This window comes from Rheinheimera sp. UJ63, assembly GCF_021568285.1.
GTDB lineage: Bacteria > Pseudomonadota > Gammaproteobacteria > Enterobacterales > Alteromonadaceae > Alishewanella > Alishewanella maricola.
This window is the reverse complement of record NZ_JAKGTQ010000001.1, coordinates 564938-579584: the sequence shown is the minus strand read 5'-3', so window position 1 is coordinate 579584 and position 14647 is coordinate 564938. Positions and strand designations below refer to the sequence as shown.

15 protein-coding genes are annotated in these 14647 nt (G+C 48.7%); 5 read left to right on the top strand and 10 right to left on the bottom strand.

Going from position 1 to position 14647, the window contains the following annotated elements; translation table 11 throughout:
- Window positions 1-73: 73 nt before the first annotated feature.
- The 5 genes from mpl (at window position 74) to panP (ending at window position 5532) form a co-directional block, all read left to right on the top strand.
- Window positions 74-1432, top strand: a complete 1359-nt coding sequence (gene mpl, locus L1N97_RS02665; protein WP_229585329.1) for a UDP-N-acetylmuramate:L-alanyl-gamma-D-glutamyl-meso-diaminopimelate ligase — start codon at window positions 74-76, stop codon at window positions 1430-1432.
- On the top strand, window positions 1432-2052 hold the full coding sequence (locus L1N97_RS02660; RefSeq protein ID WP_236128748.1) for a flavin prenyltransferase UbiX: 621 nt from the start codon (window positions 1432-1434) through the stop codon (window positions 2050-2052). The genes mpl and L1N97_RS02660 overlap by 1 nt, the downstream gene beginning before the upstream one ends.
- Window positions 2053-2073: 21 nt before the next feature.
- On the top strand, window positions 2074-3000 hold the full coding sequence (locus L1N97_RS02655; protein WP_236128747.1) for an ABC transporter ATP-binding protein: 927 nt from the start codon (window positions 2074-2076) through the stop codon (window positions 2998-3000).
- Window positions 2997-3767 (top strand): ABC transporter permease, encoded by a 771-nt coding sequence (locus L1N97_RS02650; RefSeq protein WP_229585331.1) that lies wholly within the window; start codon window positions 2997-2999, stop codon window positions 3765-3767. Before L1N97_RS02655 ends, L1N97_RS02650 begins: the two co-directional genes overlap by 4 nt.
- A 118-nt stretch (window positions 3768-3885) precedes the next feature.
- On the top strand, window positions 3886-5532 hold the full coding sequence (gene panP / locus L1N97_RS02645) for a pyridoxal-dependent aspartate 1-decarboxylase PanP (RefSeq protein ID WP_229585332.1): 1647 nt from the start codon (window positions 3886-3888) through the stop codon (window positions 5530-5532).
- A gap of 31 nt (window positions 5533-5563) precedes the next feature.
- Here the strand turns inward: panP and frdD are convergent, their stop codons facing one another.
- The 10 genes from frdD to pcnB all read right to left on the bottom strand — a co-directional run bounded on the left by frdD (window position 5564) and on the right by pcnB (window position 14597).
- Window positions 5564-5944, bottom strand: a complete 381-nt coding sequence (gene frdD / locus L1N97_RS02640; RefSeq protein WP_236128746.1) for a fumarate reductase subunit FrdD — start codon at window positions 5942-5944, stop codon at window positions 5564-5566.
- Window positions 5941-6330 (bottom strand): fumarate reductase subunit C, encoded by a 390-nt coding sequence (locus tag L1N97_RS02635; RefSeq protein ID WP_229585334.1) that lies wholly within the window; start codon window positions 6328-6330, stop codon window positions 5941-5943. The genes frdD and L1N97_RS02635 overlap by 4 nt, the downstream gene beginning before the upstream one ends.
- A gap of 9 nt (window positions 6331-6339) precedes the next feature.
- Complete coding sequence (locus tag L1N97_RS02630) at window positions 6340-7053, bottom strand: succinate dehydrogenase/fumarate reductase iron-sulfur subunit (protein WP_236128745.1); 714 nt, start codon at window positions 7051-7053, stop codon at window positions 6340-6342.
- A complete protein-coding gene (frdA, locus tag L1N97_RS02625) occupies window positions 7053-8828 on the bottom strand; it encodes a fumarate reductase (quinol) flavoprotein subunit (RefSeq protein ID WP_236128744.1) in 1776 nt (591 codons plus the stop codon). The genes L1N97_RS02630 and frdA overlap by 1 nt, the downstream gene beginning before the upstream one ends.
- A 27-nt stretch (window positions 8829-8855) precedes the next feature.
- Window positions 8856-9749, bottom strand: a complete 894-nt coding sequence (locus tag L1N97_RS02620) for a prenyltransferase (RefSeq protein WP_236128743.1) — start codon at window positions 9747-9749, stop codon at window positions 8856-8858.
- A gap of 312 nt (window positions 9750-10061) precedes the next feature.
- A complete protein-coding gene (locus L1N97_RS02615; RefSeq protein WP_236128742.1) occupies window positions 10062-10898 on the bottom strand; it encodes a DUF72 domain-containing protein in 837 nt (278 codons plus the stop codon).
- Between the two features lie 27 nt (window positions 10899-10925).
- Window positions 10926-11768, bottom strand: a complete 843-nt coding sequence (gene panC / locus L1N97_RS02610; RefSeq protein WP_236128741.1) for a pantoate--beta-alanine ligase — start codon at window positions 11766-11768, stop codon at window positions 10926-10928.
- Complete coding sequence (gene panB, locus L1N97_RS02605; protein ID WP_226749549.1) at window positions 11769-12563, bottom strand: 3-methyl-2-oxobutanoate hydroxymethyltransferase; 795 nt, start codon at window positions 12561-12563, stop codon at window positions 11769-11771.
- A 14-nt stretch (window positions 12564-12577) separates the two neighbouring features.
- Window positions 12578-13117 carry a 2-amino-4-hydroxy-6-hydroxymethyldihydropteridine diphosphokinase gene (folK, locus tag L1N97_RS02600; RefSeq protein WP_236128740.1) on the bottom strand — a complete coding sequence of 180 codons (540 nt, stop codon included), beginning with the start codon at window positions 13115-13117 and terminating at the stop codon, window positions 12578-12580.
- Window positions 13110-14597: a polynucleotide adenylyltransferase PcnB gene (pcnB, locus tag L1N97_RS02595; RefSeq protein ID WP_236128739.1), complete on the bottom strand. Its 1488-nt coding sequence runs from the start codon at window positions 14595-14597 to the stop codon at window positions 13110-13112. Before pcnB ends, folK begins: the two co-directional genes overlap by 8 nt.
- Window positions 14598-14647: the final 50 nt, after the last annotated feature.

Sequence of the window (14647 nt, the reverse complement as noted above, 5' to 3'; positions counted from 1 at the left end):
TTAAATTGCAGTTTTCATCGCAGCTTTATCTGCATTTGTTACAATAGCCGGCGATTGTTAAGAGAAAAGATATATGCATATTCATATTTTAGGTATTTGTGGCACCTTTATGGGTGGCATTGCCGCATTAGCGAAAGCCTTGGGACATCACGTCACCGGCTCCGATCTCAATGTTTACCCGCCAATGAGCACGCAACTGCAACAGCTTGGCATCAGTTTAACGCAAGGTTACGATCCTGCCCAGTTGGAACCGGCACCTGACTTGGTGATTATTGGTAATGCGCTGTCTCGCGGCAACCCCGCGGTAGAGTATGTACTTGAGCACGGCTTAGCTTATAGCTCAGGGCCGCAATGGTTATCCGAGCAACTCTTGCAGCAGCGCTGGGTGATTGCCGTCGCTGGCACGCATGGTAAAACCACCACCGCAAGTATGTTAGCTTGGATCCTCGAGTATGCCGGTTTAAAACCGGGCTTCTTAATTGGTGGTGTGCCACAAAACTTCGATTGCTCTGCCCGTTTAGGCGATGCGCCATTTTTTGTGATTGAAGCCGACGAATATGACACCGCGTTTTTTGATAAACGCTCGAAGTTTGTGCATTACCGGCCACGCACCTTAGTGATTAATAACCTTGAATATGATCATGCGGATATTTTCCCAGATTTGGCAGCCATTCAACGGCAATTTCATCATCTGTTGCGCACGGTACCGGCTTCAGGTTTAGTGGTGTCGCCGGAAGGTGTACCGGCCGTAGCGCAAACACTCGCCTTAGGCTGCTGGAGTCAACGCGAAGCTTATGGTACCGATTGGCGAGTCGCGTTAACGGTGGCGGATGGTTCGGCATTTCAGGTGTTTTGGCAACAACAGTTGCAAGGTAGCGTCACTTGGCAGCTAACCGGCCAGCACAATGTCGATAACGGTATGATGGCCATTGCCGCGGCTCGTCATGCGGGTGTGCCGGTTGCCGTCAGTATTGAAGCTTTAGCCCGTTTTATTGCGCCGAAACGTCGCATGGAATTAAAAGGGGCGCCGGGTAATATTGCCATCTATGATGATTTTGCACATCACCCCACGGCCATCGAAACGACCTTGAAAGGTTTACGTGCCAAAGTGGGCCAGCAACGTATTATAGCCGTATTGGAACCACGCTCGAACACCATGCGACTGGGCGTGCATCAAGCCGCGCTACCGCAAGCGTTACTCAGTGCCGATGAAGTGTTACTGTTTGAACCACGCAATGCCGGTTGGTCGATGAGTGAATTGGTTGCGCGGCTTCATGGCCCGGCCAGTGTGAGTTACGATATTGATGAATTATTGACGCGTTTAGTGGCAACCGCTCAACCCGGTGACAGCATTGTCATTATGAGTAATGGCGGCTTCGGCGGGATTCATCAGAAACTACTGACTGCCCTCACAGATAAATGGAACACTTAATGAATCAATCCCCAACAGAAATCACCTTAGCCTTTACCGGTGCATCAGGTGCGCCCTATGGCTGGCGCTTATTAGAATTGTTGTTAAAGCAACAGGTCAAAGTGCACTTGCTGATTTCTAGTGCGGCGCGGGTGGTCTTTGCTACCGAACATGATATTAAGTTACCCGCCGCCGCTGAGCGCTGTGCTGCGCAATTACAGCAACATTTTCAATGTGATGCTGAATTGCTCAAGGTGTATGGCAAAGATGATTGGTTTTCACCGGTGGCGTCTGGCTCAGCGGCGCCGCGACAGATGGCGGTGTGTCCCTGCTCAACTGGGAGTCTGTCGGCGATTGCTCAAGGCGCCAGTGATAACTTGATAGAGCGCGCGGCCGATGTCGTTATTAAAGAGGGCGGTAAGTTAATTTTAGTGGTGCGAGAAAGCCCACTCAGTGCCATCCATTTAGAAAACATGTTAAAGCTAAGTCGGCTAGGGGTTTGTATTATGCCTGCCGCACCTGGCTTTTATCATCAGCCACAGCAGATCAGCGATTTAGTGGATTTTATGGTGGCACGTATTCTCGACCAGCTGGGTTTGTCGCAGCAATTAGTCGCACGTTGGGGCTACGGTGGTAACTAAGTATTCAAAGAGGAGTTAACGTTGGAAATTGCACTGGATATTTCAGATCTGCATAAAGTTTATGGCAGCGGCACGGTGGCGTTGTCAGGCATTGATTTGCAAGTTAAGCAGGGTGATTTCTTTGCCTTACTTGGCCCGAATGGCGCAGGTAAAAGCACCACTATTGGTGTGATCAGTTCGTTGGTGAATAAAACGCAAGGTAAGGTGCGGGTGTTTGGCTTCGATATCGATACACAGTTAGAAGCAGCGAAAAGTTGTTTAGGGCTGGTACCGCAAGAATTTAACTTTAACCAGTTTGAAACGGTGTTACAGATTGTGATCAATCAAGCGGGTTATTATGGGGTACCGAAAGCGGTGGCGTTAAAACGCGCCGAAAAGTACCTCGGGCAGCTTGGTTTGTGGGAAAAACGGTCGGCGCCGGCCCGTGAGTTATCCGGGGGGATGAAGCGGCGTTTGATGATTGCGCGGGCGCTAATGCATGAGCCTAAACTATTGATATTAGATGAACCTACCGCCGGTGTGGATATCGAATTACGCCGCTCGATGTGGGAGTTCTTAAAAACCATTAATCAGCAAGGTGTCACCATTATTCTGACCACGCATTATTTAGAAGAAGCCGAAATGCTCTGTCGCAATATTGCCATTATTGATAAAGGCAATATTGTTGAGAACACCACCATGAAGGCATTGCTGGCCAAGCTGGGCAAAGAAACCTTTATATTCGATGTGGCACAGTTGCCTGCGAATTTACAATTAACCGACTTTGTTTGGCGACAGTTAGATGAACAAAGTATTGAAGTAGATGTAGAAAAATCGCAAGGTTTAAACCCTATCTTTAGCCAACTGAGTGCACAAGACGTCAAAGTGCTATCGATGCGCAATAAAGCGAATCGTTTAGAAGAGTTATTTGTCGCCTTAGTCGAGCATGGTCGGGAGGCGGCAGTATGAGAAGCCAGTACTTGATTGCATTACAAAGTATTTTAAATAAAGAAATTACCCGCTTTATGCGGATCTGGGTGCAAACCTTGGTGCCACCCGCCATTACCATGAGTTTGTATTTTGTTATTTTTGGTAGCTTGATTGGCTCACGTATTGGTCAGATGAATGGCTTTAGCTACATGGAGTTTATTGTACCTGGCCTAATTATGATGTCGGTGATCACCAATTCTTACACTAATGTTGCCTCATCGTTTTTTAGTGCGAAGTTTCAACGCAATGTCGAAGAGTTGTTAGTTGCGCCAGTGCCAAATTTTATTATCGTGCTGGGTTATATTGGCGGTGGTATGGCCCGTGGCATGTTGGTTGGTTTAATCGTAACCATCTTGTCGTTGTTTTTTGTGACGATCCAAATTCATAATTTGGCGATCATTATTGTTACGGTGATTTTAACGTCTATGCTGTTCGCCTTAGGTGGCTTAATCAACGCGGTGTATGCGAAAACCTTTGATGATATTAGTATCATCCCCACCTTTGTTTTAACGCCATTAACCTATTTAGGTGGGGTGTTTTATTCGTTGACATTATTGCCTGGTTTTTGGCAAAAAGTTGCCGCTTTAAATCCAATAGTGTATATGGTTAATGCCTTTCGCTATGGTTTCTTAGGGTATTCAGACGTCAGTCTGTGGTTAGCGCTAGCGGTAGTTTTAGGATTTATCATCGTTTTATTCAGTTATGCCATGTATCTTATTAACAAAGGTATAGGTTTGCGTAGCTAAATACTAAATCCCGGATACAGGGATATGATTTTTGCAGACATTTAATGGTTGCAACCATAACACCCTAGGTTGGTGTATAGACCTAGGGTTAATCGAATGCAGCAAGGTACTGACAGGCATGAATGACCAAACAAAACGCCAAGCAACCGCTTCGGAAGAAGCGTTGTGGCGGATCTTTACTGTACCGGAAGCGCCGGACTCGACACTGAGTATTATTGAGCAGAATTTGTCACAGAATTTGGCTGGTTTTTTAAACGAGAGCATTGTTGCTGTCGAAAAACCGCTATGGCAAATCGAACGGGATTTTCAGGCATACCAGATCCCAGAACAACCCAGTTTTGTCTCTGACTATACCGAAAGCATTATGCAAAAGCTGGTTGCACACTCGGTGCATACAGCAGCGCCCAGCTTTATTGGCCATATGACGTCAGCCTTACCCTATTTTGTGTTGCCGCTATCGAAAATGATGGTAGGGCTTAATCAAAACTTGGTGAAGATTGAAACCTCGAAAGCCTTTACGCCATTAGAGCGGCAAGTGCTCGGCATGATGCACCATTTAGTGTACGGCGAGCGCGAAGGTTTCTATAAAAAATGGATGCACAGTGCGAATCACTCGCTCGGCGCGTTTTGTTCTGGCGGCACCATTGCCAATATTACCGCCTTATGGATTGCGCGTAACAAACTGCTGAAAGCTGAGGGTGATTTTAAAGGCATTGCAAAAGAGGGCTTATTCCGCGCGATGCAGCATTACGGTTATCAAGGTTTAGCCATTGTCGTGTCTGAGCGGGGGCATTACTCGTTAGGTAAAGCGGCAGATGTGCTTGGCATTGGCCGTGATTCGGTTATTTCGGTAAAAACTGACGCGAATAACAAAGCCGATATTACCGAGATGCGCCGGGTGTTAAACGAGCTACAGCAAAAGCAGATTAAAGTGTTAGCGATTGTCGGAGTGGCCGGCGCGACAGAAACCGGTAACGTGGATCCGTTAGATAAATTGGCCGATCTGGCGGCAGAATATCAGTGTCATTTCCATGTTGATGCGGCCTGGGGCGGTGCGACGTTATTTTCGGCTAAGCACCGAACCCTGCTTGCGGGCATTGAGCGCGCCGACTCGGTGACCATTGATGCGCATAAACAAATGTATGTGCCAATGGGCGCTGGCATGGTGGTGTTTAAGCATCCGTCTGCGGCGAATGCGATTGAGCATCATGCCGAATATATTTTGCGTAAGGGCTCGAAAGATCTCGGCAGTCAAACCTTAGAAGGGTCTAGGCCGGGCATGGCCATGCTGGTGCACGCGTGTTTGCAAGTGATTGGCTATAAAGGCTATCAGATCTTAATTGAACGCAGCATCGAAAAAGCCAAGTACTTTGCCACGCTGATTAGCCATAATATTGATTTTGAGCTGATCACTGAGCCTGAACTGTGCATTTTGACCTACCGCTATGTTCCCGCGCAGGTGCAAAAAGCGCTGGCGCATGGCACGCCTGAGCAACGCCGCCGTATCAACGAGCTGTTAAATGGTTTAACGCAGTTTATTCAAAAACGGCAGCGGGAGGAGGGGAAATCTTTTGTTTCTCGTACCCGGTTAACTCCTGTGCGCTATGATCGACAAGAAACGATCGTGTTTCGTGTGGTACTGGCGAACCCCCTTACCACAGAAGAGATTTTGCGTGAGGTCTTAGTGGAACAAGATCAGTTGGCGCAATTAGACAAAGACTTCTATCCCAGATTACGCCAATTTGCTGCTGATATCTTAGCTTAACCCTGACTCTGACGCTGCGGCGTCAGGGGGGTTAGCTTGCACTTAGGCCTAAATACCAAAAATACAGCGCCAGCACACTTAACAAGCTGGCGCTACCATAGCAGAGCACTTTACCCCAGCCGCCCGCTCTGAGCATTAAGTCATGCATACCATGATGCACGCGGTGCATGGCATGAAACAGGGGCAAACACAGCCCCGCGCCCACTAGCACTAAGCCTGCCAATCCCCAATAATCGCTAAAGAGCCACTGGCGTATTTGGGCATAATCTAAAGCGTTTTCCGGTAATAATCCCAAAGGATAAGCAATCGCGAGGGTAAGAATTAACCCTGGGATCAGCACGGCAAAACACACACCGCCGGCACTAAATAAAGCCCACCAAATCGGTTCATCAGAACGGGTCGGTTGGGTCATAGCACACCCCCTAATAACAATGCGAGTAATAACGCCACGCTGAGTGTGCCAAGCCATTGCCCCGCAATCATTAACGGCGCCGGCAAAATGGGTAACACCCGAGGAAACAATTCAAAAAAGGTTTTGGCATGAAACAAACTAGCAAAAAAGGTCAAAAGGTTTAGGCCAATTACCCAAGGGGTGGCCATAAAGGCAAGCCAATTCAACCAGCTTTGTTCGCTATGTTGCAAACTGTACAGGCCGGTTAGTAGGCAACCACAAAAAAACAATAAGGGTAAAACGGTTGCTTCACGCAGCATATAACGTTGATAGTAGCCATGCTTTAACCACCAATTGCGCCGCAGTTGACTCTGATAGGCTCGGTTAACCTGACGGGGTTCTGACATGATGCGCTCCTAAGGTTTAAAGATACCAATCACAAAGTCAGCAGCAGACGCTACTTTACCCTGATTGACGGCAGCGGCCGGATCGAGTTGTTTTGGGCAGACATCCGAGCAAAAGCCGACAAAGGTACACCCCCAGACGCCATTTTTACCGTTAAGCTGCGGCATGCGCTGTGCTTTCCCCTGATCGCGACTATCGAGATTATAACGCTGCGCTAAAGTCAGTGCGGCAGGGCCTAAAAAGGCTGGGTTTAAACCAAATTGCGGACAGGCGGAATAACATAAACCACAATTAATACAGTTGGAAAACTTAGCATACTTCGCCAGCTGTTTTGGTGTTTGCTGATGCGGCTGTGGGCGGGTGTCGTGGTTGATGAGGTAAGGTTTGACTGCCTGCAAATGGGTTAAAAACACTGACATATCAGAAATCAGATCTTTTTCGGTGGCAAAGTGTGCTAAGGCTTCCACCGTGATGTCATCTTTATAATCACGCAGAAAAGTTTTACAACCAAGCTTCGGTATGCCATTGACCATCACGCCACAGGAGCCACAAATAGCCATGCGGCAAGACCATCGAAAAGCCAGCGTTGGATCCAGTTGCTGCTGAATATATAACAATGCATCGAGCACCGAGGTGCTGTCATCGCAGGGTACAGTGAAATGCTGCGGATGCGGTTTGTGATCTTGCTCTGGGTTGTAGCGTTGAATCACCAGTGTTTTCTGCATTAACGCTGCTCCTGTTGGCTGGGCTCTGCACCATAACGTCTGACCGCCGGTTTGCTCTGAGTGATACGCACGGGCTGATAACGAATACTGGCGGCACCTTGCTCGGTTAACTGGGCTAGGCTATGTTGTAGGAAGCGCTCATCATTACGCTGTTGCATACCTTCATCGATCCGCTGATGAGCGCCTCGAGACTCTTGCCGTGCCAATGCACTACTGACCATAGCGTTGGCCACATCTAAGCCGAAGCCCAGCTCATAATGTTGAATTAACTCAGTATTAAAGACCTTACTGTGGTCGCTGACGAACACCTGTTGATAACGTTGCTGCAAGTGCGCCAGAGTAGCTAAACATTGTTGCATACCCGCAGTATCACGATAGATACCACAACCTTGTTCCATTGCCAGTGTCATCTCATGGCGAATTGCAGCGATACTGTCGGCGCTTTTTACGCCGAGTTTGGCTTGTAACTGTTGCTGTTGCTGCTGGCAGTACTGATCCACTTCAGTGCGAGCAGCGGCCTTTGCCGTTTTAGCAAAGCTGGCCGCTTGCTTACCGGCAACATGGCCAAACACCAGTAATTCGCTTAAAGAGTTAGATCCCAAGCGGTTGGCCCCGTGCAGCCCAACAGAGGCACATTCGCCGACGGCAAATAAACCGGCGATACTGGTTTGGCATTGGGCATCAGTTAAAATACCCCCCATGGTGTAGTGCACGGCCGGTCTGATCGGTATTAAGGCTTTTGCGGGATCGACATTGACATAAGCCTTAGCTAATTCACAAATAAAGGGCAGTCGTTGTTGCAGATGGCGTTCGCCTAAATGGCGCAAATCTAAATAGACAACCGCATGCCCCTGACAATCACCCGTTCGGCCCTGCTGCTGTTCATGCCAAAAGGCTTGCGATAATTTATCGCGCGGGCCAAGCTCCATACATTTATTTTCCGGCTTACCCAGCGGGGTTTGAGGGCCTAGGCCATAATCTTGCAGGTAACGGTAACCGTCACGATTGAGTAAAATGCCGCCTTCACCTCGGCATGCCTCGGTAATTAAGATGCCAGAGCCGGGCAAACCGGTTGGATGGTATTGCACAAACTCCATATCGCGCAGCGCGACACCATGCCGATAGGCCAGTGCCATGCCATCACCCGTAACAATGCCACCATTGGTGTTGTGGTGAAATACTCGGCCAGCGCCCCCCGTTGCCAGAATGACGCTTTTGGCATGGATCTGATACAGTTCGCCAGTGTTGAGTTGTATGGCAAGCACACCAACTATCTGTTGCTCATGTACTAATAAATCCAAAACAAAAAACTCATCTAAACGCTGAATATTCGGGTATTTAAAAGATGTTTGAAACAACGTATGTAAAATATGAAAACCGGTTTTATCTGCGGCGAACCAGGTTCGCTCGGTTTTCATGCCGCCAAAGCGTCTGACTTGAATACTGCCATCCTCGCGTCGGCTCCAAGGGCAACCCCAACGTTCTAAATTAACTAATTCTTCATAGGCATGCTGCACAAAATACTCGACGACATCTTGGTCTGCTAACCAATCGCCACCCGTAACAGTGTCCTCAAAGTGGCCTTGCATACTGTCTTGCGCCAAGGTCACTGCGGCGGCCCCTCCTTCGGCAGCAACGGTATGTGATCGCATGGGATACACTTTAGATAACAGGGTGATCCGACAAGCCGGGTCGGCCTCTGCTGCAGCGATCGCCGCTCTTAACCCCGCGCCACCCCCACCTATGATGGCGATATCCGTTTCTAGTACCTGCATCTAAAATCCTTAAAAGTGTGCGAGTGTTTAAACTGCCGCCCAAGCGAGGCCGGCACAAAGTAACAAGGGATACACATGGCAAAGTATGACGTTTATCCCAAGATAGGGACTAAGTTCGGTCGGTTGGTCGGCATACTTAAAAATGCCCGGCAGTAACTTCAGCAATAAGGGTAAACTGAGTAAGCCTAGCAAGGTTTGCCAGGGGAGTAATTGCATAACAACGGCTATGATCAATAAGCCATAACTGGCTAGCAATAAAGCAGTAAACACCATGGCACTGCGTCGGCGACCAATAACGATGGGCAGATGGTTTCGGCCGACTTGACGATCCGCTTCAACATCTGGAAATTGATTTAGTAGCAGTAAATTACTGACTAACAAACTGATAATCATCGCCAGTACCCAAGCACCGGCGGTTAAGCCCCCAGCAAACACCCAAAAGGCGCCCAGTGTCATCAGTAAGCCAAAGCCAAATCCGGGTGCCAATAAGCAGGCTAATGGGTTTTTATTCAAATACTGAGTATAGGCATAAATAATCAGTACACCGGGAATACCAATTAACAGTAATTGCCAGCTTTGTTGAAAGCTCAGATAAAGACCGGCAAGAATGACCACACATAACGAAATAATCGCCAGTTTCAGCGCAATATTACTGGCCTCAGGGTGGTCTACTAAGGTACCACTGCCGCCACTAAATGGCGTACGCTGGGTTAAAAAATCGAGCCCCGATTTAAAATCAAAGTATTCATTAAAGGCATTGACGCTGATATGAGCACTGAGCGCAATTAAGGTCACCAGTAGGTAGTTTTGCCATGTTGACATGGCCACCATTTGCCATCCTGCCGTAGCAGCCAGTAACACACACACTAGCGTTAAAGTAAGAAAATTTGCGCGACTGACGCCGAAAAGTACTGCAAGCAAGATCATATCCTTATGTTGTTTAATAAATACAATACGCTGAGGCTATGCTTATTGAGTATGGCGGCAGGTTGCAATAACAGCTGTGTCCTGCTGTAGCCGGCACAACACTCACAGAGCTCAGCAGCATCAGTAAAGCCTGTCAGCCGTTAGCTGCGGCATAATGCCAAACATCAACCCTGTCATAGTAAGGGAATTGTGTTAACAGCGGTTTGATCTACATTATGATTGCGTTGTTTAGTGGCAACACCTGCGCAAGCCAGTGAGCGAGCTTATTTAAAGGTTAGGAGGAGTTATCAGGAAAAGCAAATAGCGCTACCATAAGGCTAATTGGTCGCGCTGCTCGCCTGGCCAGGGTGCAAGTACCGCGTGTTGTAGCTCAGGTAGTTGATGTTGTAAATCACGGGTAAATTGCCGTGCTAACGCAGGTGCCCCCTGATTGTCAGGGGTATGAAAATAGCAATAGGGTGTTTTACCTGCACGCAGCCAGCTGGCAATTTTAGTTAGCCAAGGTTGGTAATAATGCTGGTTAATGCTGGCGTCAGCACAACCAATAAAGCGCATCACGGGCGTTTCAGTTAAACAAATGGCATGCACCGGTAGGCGTGGTTTCTTTTGCTGTGCATCCAGCAGTGCAGGGCTATTAGCGGGTACCGAAAATAGCGCTCGGCTATCTAACACTACGCGCTCGGTTTGATAGCGGCTCAGTAGGCGATTTAACTGCACTTCTGCTTCGCCTTTGTCAAAAAAAGCGGGATGGCGAACCTCAACACAAATGGGGGTTAACGGCCTTAAGATATCCAGTTGTTGCGTTAGCCAATCGAGATTGGCCGGGCCTGTGCTGGCAGGCAGTTGTAAATGGACCATACCCAATAACGGATGCAGCGGGCTGAGCAATTGCCACCAGGCTTGCAGTTCAGCGGTATTATCACTGTGTAACTGATGTGACAGCCGCGAAGGGACTTTTAATTGTAAGCGAAAGTCTGCAGGTAACAGCGAGGCCCAGCGTGCTATTGTTTTGGCATCTGGATCGGCATAAAAACTGGTATTGCCTTCCACCGTGTTAAACACGGCGGCATATTGGGCTAAAAAGGCGTGTTGCGGTGTATCATCAGGGTACAGGCTGCCTTTCCACTGCGGGTTGGCCCACATCGGGCAGCCTAAATACAACTGCACTGTTTAAACTTCCAGATTATCAATCAATCGGGTTGTGCCAAGCGCTGCAGCCGCTAAAATCACTTTCGGCTCGGTGGCGTGCTCTGCCAGGGCCAAGGTGTGTTGATGGCTAATATCAAAATAATCAGGACGAAAACCCGCTTCAGTTAAGTCGGCTTTGGCTTGGCGCTCAAGTGCCCGATAATCATGCTGGCCGGCCAAAATGGCCGCTTTTACTTGCTGTAAAATCTGATATAGCGCCGGCGCTTGTTGGCGCTGACTTGCGCTTAAATAGCCGTTACGCGAACTTAAGGCTAAGCCATCGGCAGCGCGCTCAGTAGGCACACCAATGATCCGAATAGGAAAAGACAAGTCGGTGACCATTTGCCGGATAATCGCCAGTTGTTGATAGTCTTTTTGACCAAAACAGGCAACATCGGGCTGCACTAAATTAAACAGTTTACTGACGACGGTACTGACACCGCGAAAATGCCCGGCACGGCTGGCGCCACAATGCAGATCGCCAAGTAAAGGCACTTCAACATAACTTTGTACGTCTAAACCGCGTGGGTACATGATCTCAGGAGTGGGGGTAAACAAAGCGGCGGCGCCGTGCTGTGTTAAACCGGCAATATCATCCTCTAAAGTGCGTGGATAGCTGGCCAGATCTTCGTTTTTACCAAACTGCATGGGATTGACAAAGATGCTGCAAATCACTTGATCGGCTTGTTGCTTCGCAACATCAACTAATTTTAGATGGCCAGCATGCAGATTACCCATCGTCGGCACAAAAGCGATGCTTTGCCCCGCTTGTCGCCAGCGCAGAATGTGGCTGCGCAGCTCATTAACAGATTGCAGAATATTCATTTAATTAAAACTGTGCTCTTGGCTTGGAAAAACGCCGGATTTGACTTCACTGACATAGCTGGCAATGGCGCTGCGGATCTCGCCCGTTTGGGCTAAATAATTTTTAGAAAATTTCGGGATGTAACCACTGCTAATACCTAAGAGATCATGCATCACCAGTACTTGGCCATCGGTAACATTACCGGCTCCAATGCCGATCACCGGAATAGTCAGAGCCGCGGTGATCCGCTGTGCCAGTGGCGTTGGAATGCACTCCAGGACTAATAACTGTGCCCCTGCAGCTTCTAAGGCTAAAGCTTGGCGCAGCATGGCATCGGCTTTCTCTGCCGTTTTACCCTGTACTTTATACCCCCCTAAAATATGTACAGATTGCGGTGTTAGGCCTAAGTGACCACACACCGGAACACCGCGCTCAGTTAAGGCGGTAATGGTGGGTAATAAAAAGTCACCGCCCTCTAGCTTGACCATATTGGCACCCGCTTGCATCAAGGGTACGACGCTTTGCAACGCTTGCTCGGTACTGCCGTAACTCATAAAAGGCATATCAGCGATAACGAAAGCTTCTGGCGCGCCTGCACGTACAGCGCGAGTATGGTAAGCGATATCTTGGACAGTCACAGGCAGGGTATCGCTATGGCCTTGTAACACCATACCGAGAGAGTCACCTATCAGTAGAACATCAACGCCTTGCTCAGCAAACAGTTTAGCAAAGCTAGCATCGTAAGCGGTCAACATGCTGATTTTATCGGCTTGTTGTTTCATTTTTTGTAAGACTGCGGTGGTTATCTTCGCCATATCATCGTATCCGACTAATTGTCTGAGGGTGCACCTTCGCACAAAGTACCTTGAGCGGCAAGTTGCAGCGGTTGCAAGCCATTTAACGGCACGGCGCTAAGCCATTGCGATAGAGCGGTGCCGTCGGGTAATACTAAGTTCGGCGCAATCTCTGCTAATGGGTACAGCACAAATTCGCGTTTCGTCATACCGTAATGCGGCACGGTGAGGCTTGGTGTAGCAATCTGCTGTTGCCCAAATAATAATATGTCCAGATCGAGAGTGCGCGGCCCCCAGCGTTCGGCTTTACGCTGCCGCCCTTGTTCCCGTTCAATCTGTTGCAAAGCCTGCAGTAATTGCTGTGCACTAAGCTCGGTATTTAAGGCCGCCACCGCATTGACATAGTCAGGCTGGTCTTGCGGCCCCATCGGCTTAGAACTGTAAAAACGTGATACGTGCAACAGTTGGCAAGCAGGCAGTTGCGCTAATGCCGCAACGGCTCGCTGTAACTGGGCGACGGGCTCTGTGAGATTCGCTCCCAAGCCGATATAGCATAATTCTGTCTGCTTAATCATGGCTCGGTTTACGTTTGTAATTACGCCGACGCTTCGGTCTTTCTTGTCCGGCGCGCCCCAATTGCTGAATTAACTCTAATCGATTCGCTTCGTCGGTAAACTGAAATTGTTCCCACCACTGCGCTAATTCAGGCAAATCGCCGCCTTCGGCCGCTGCTCGCAGCACCAGAAAATCATAAGCACCGCGAAACTTGGTTTGTTCCATAAGCTTATAGGCACGCCGACCCGCGCGCTTAGTCAGGCGACCTTGTAACATCCAGATGTCACGCATGGCTAGGCTAAAGCGTTTAGGAATGGCAATATTGCGCTGCACATCATCCAAAATTTCGGTCATGGCGATACTAAAAGCGTCGTTCTCGTTTAAACCGCTTTCAATCAGTAAGGTTTGAGCGCGTACTTCAACCGGATACCAGAGTAATGCCGCAAAAATAAAGGCGGGAGTCACCGGTTTATCTTGCGCTACACGTTGATCAGTATCTTGTAACGCGCGGGTGATCAGTTGAAAGGCTTTACCTTCAGGCTCTTGTTTCAGCAGTTTTTCTAACTGCGGTAACAATTGCTTCAGCACTTTTAACTCACGCATCAGCATGAAGTTATCGAAACCTTTTCCGGCTAACCACATTTTTACCAGCTCATCAAATAAGCGTGGTGCCGGAATGTTTTTCAGCAATACCGCTAATTGCGGGATCGGCGCAGCCGTTTTCGCCGCCAATTGCATATTCAGTTTGGTGGCAAAACGGATGGCGCGCAAAATCCGCACCGGATCTTCACGGTAACGCACGTCAGGATCGCCAATTAACTCGATATTGCGATTGGCGATGCTTTGCATGCCCTCGGCAAAATCGTAAATGGTAAAATCTTTGATCGAGTAATACAGCGCGTTAACGGTGAAGTCACGACGTTCAGCATCTTCTTCGATGGTGCCATAGACATTATCCCGCAGGATCTGACCATGATCGCTTAAGCTAGCGATTTTGTTAACATTTTCATCGTCTTCGGCACCGCTATGGTGGCCACGAAACGTTGCCACTTCGATGACTTCACGGCCAAAAACCACATGCGCTAAGCGAAAGCGGCGGCCAATTAAGCGGCAGTTACGAAAGACCTGTTTAATTTCTTCTGGGCGAGCATTGGTCACCACATCAAAATCTTTGGGTTTTAAACCAATCAGTAAATCGCGGATACAGCCGCCCACCAAATATGCCTCAAAGCCAGCGTCTTTCAGACGATAAAGCACCTTCAGCGCATTCGGGCTGATGTCTTTGCGAGAAATCGAGTGTTGATCACGGCCAATAACCCGCATCGGCGGTAAGCTAGACACGGCAGTTTTTGCAACGGCAGCCACTGGCTCGGTCGTTACGGTTTCGGTATTTTTTGCGCCAAGGGTACGACGGCAAAAGTCAATCACGCGCGAAATAATGGTGTTTCTCCTCAATGGAAACGAACGGGCTGTTTTGAGCCGAAAAAACCGGCGTATCATACCTGAATCTGCGGAAAATGAGAATGCAAGGCGGCACTCTCTGTATTTTA

Bases quoted from the DNA above. Each gene is read 5' to 3' on its own strand.
- mpl (WP_229585329.1), top strand. From the start codon at position 74: ATGCATATTCATATTTTAGGTATTTGTGGCACCTTTATGGGTGGCATT.
- L1N97_RS02660 (WP_236128748.1), top strand. From the start codon at position 1,432: ATGAATCAATCCCCAACAGAAATCACCTTAGCCTTTACCGGTGCATCA.
- L1N97_RS02650 (WP_229585331.1), top strand. From the start codon at position 2,997: ATGAGAAGCCAGTACTTGATTGCATTACAAAGTATTTTAAATAAAGAA.
- panP (WP_229585332.1), top strand. From the start codon at position 3,886: ATGAATGACCAAACAAAACGCCAAGCAACCGCTTCGGAAGAAGCGTTG.
- frdD (WP_236128746.1), bottom strand. From the start codon at position 5,944: ATGACCCAACCGACCCGTTCTGATGAACCGATTTGGTGGGCTTTATTT.
- L1N97_RS02635 (WP_229585334.1), bottom strand. From the start codon at position 6,330: ATGTCAGAACCCCGTCAGGTTAACCGAGCCTATCAGAGTCAACTGCGG.
- L1N97_RS02630 (WP_236128745.1), bottom strand. From the start codon at position 7,053: ATGCAGAAAACACTGGTGATTCAACGCTACAACCCAGAGCAAGATCAC.
- frdA (WP_236128744.1), bottom strand. From the start codon at position 8,828: ATGCAGGTACTAGAAACGGATATCGCCATCATAGGTGGGGGTGGCGCG.
- L1N97_RS02615 (WP_236128742.1), bottom strand. From the start codon at position 10,898: ATGTGGGCCAACCCGCAGTGGAAAGGCAGCCTGTACCCTGATGATACA.
- panC (WP_236128741.1), bottom strand. From the start codon at position 11,768: ATGAATATTCTGCAATCTGTTAATGAGCTGCGCAGCCACATTCTGCGC.
- panB (WP_226749549.1), bottom strand. From the start codon at position 12,563: ATGGCGAAGATAACCACCGCAGTCTTACAAAAAATGAAACAACAAGCC.
- folK (WP_236128740.1), bottom strand. From the start codon at position 13,117: ATGATTAAGCAGACAGAATTATGCTATATCGGCTTGGGAGCGAATCTC.
- pcnB (WP_236128739.1), bottom strand. From the start codon at position 14,597: ATGATACGCCGGTTTTTTCGGCTCAAAACAGCCCGTTCGTTTCCATTG.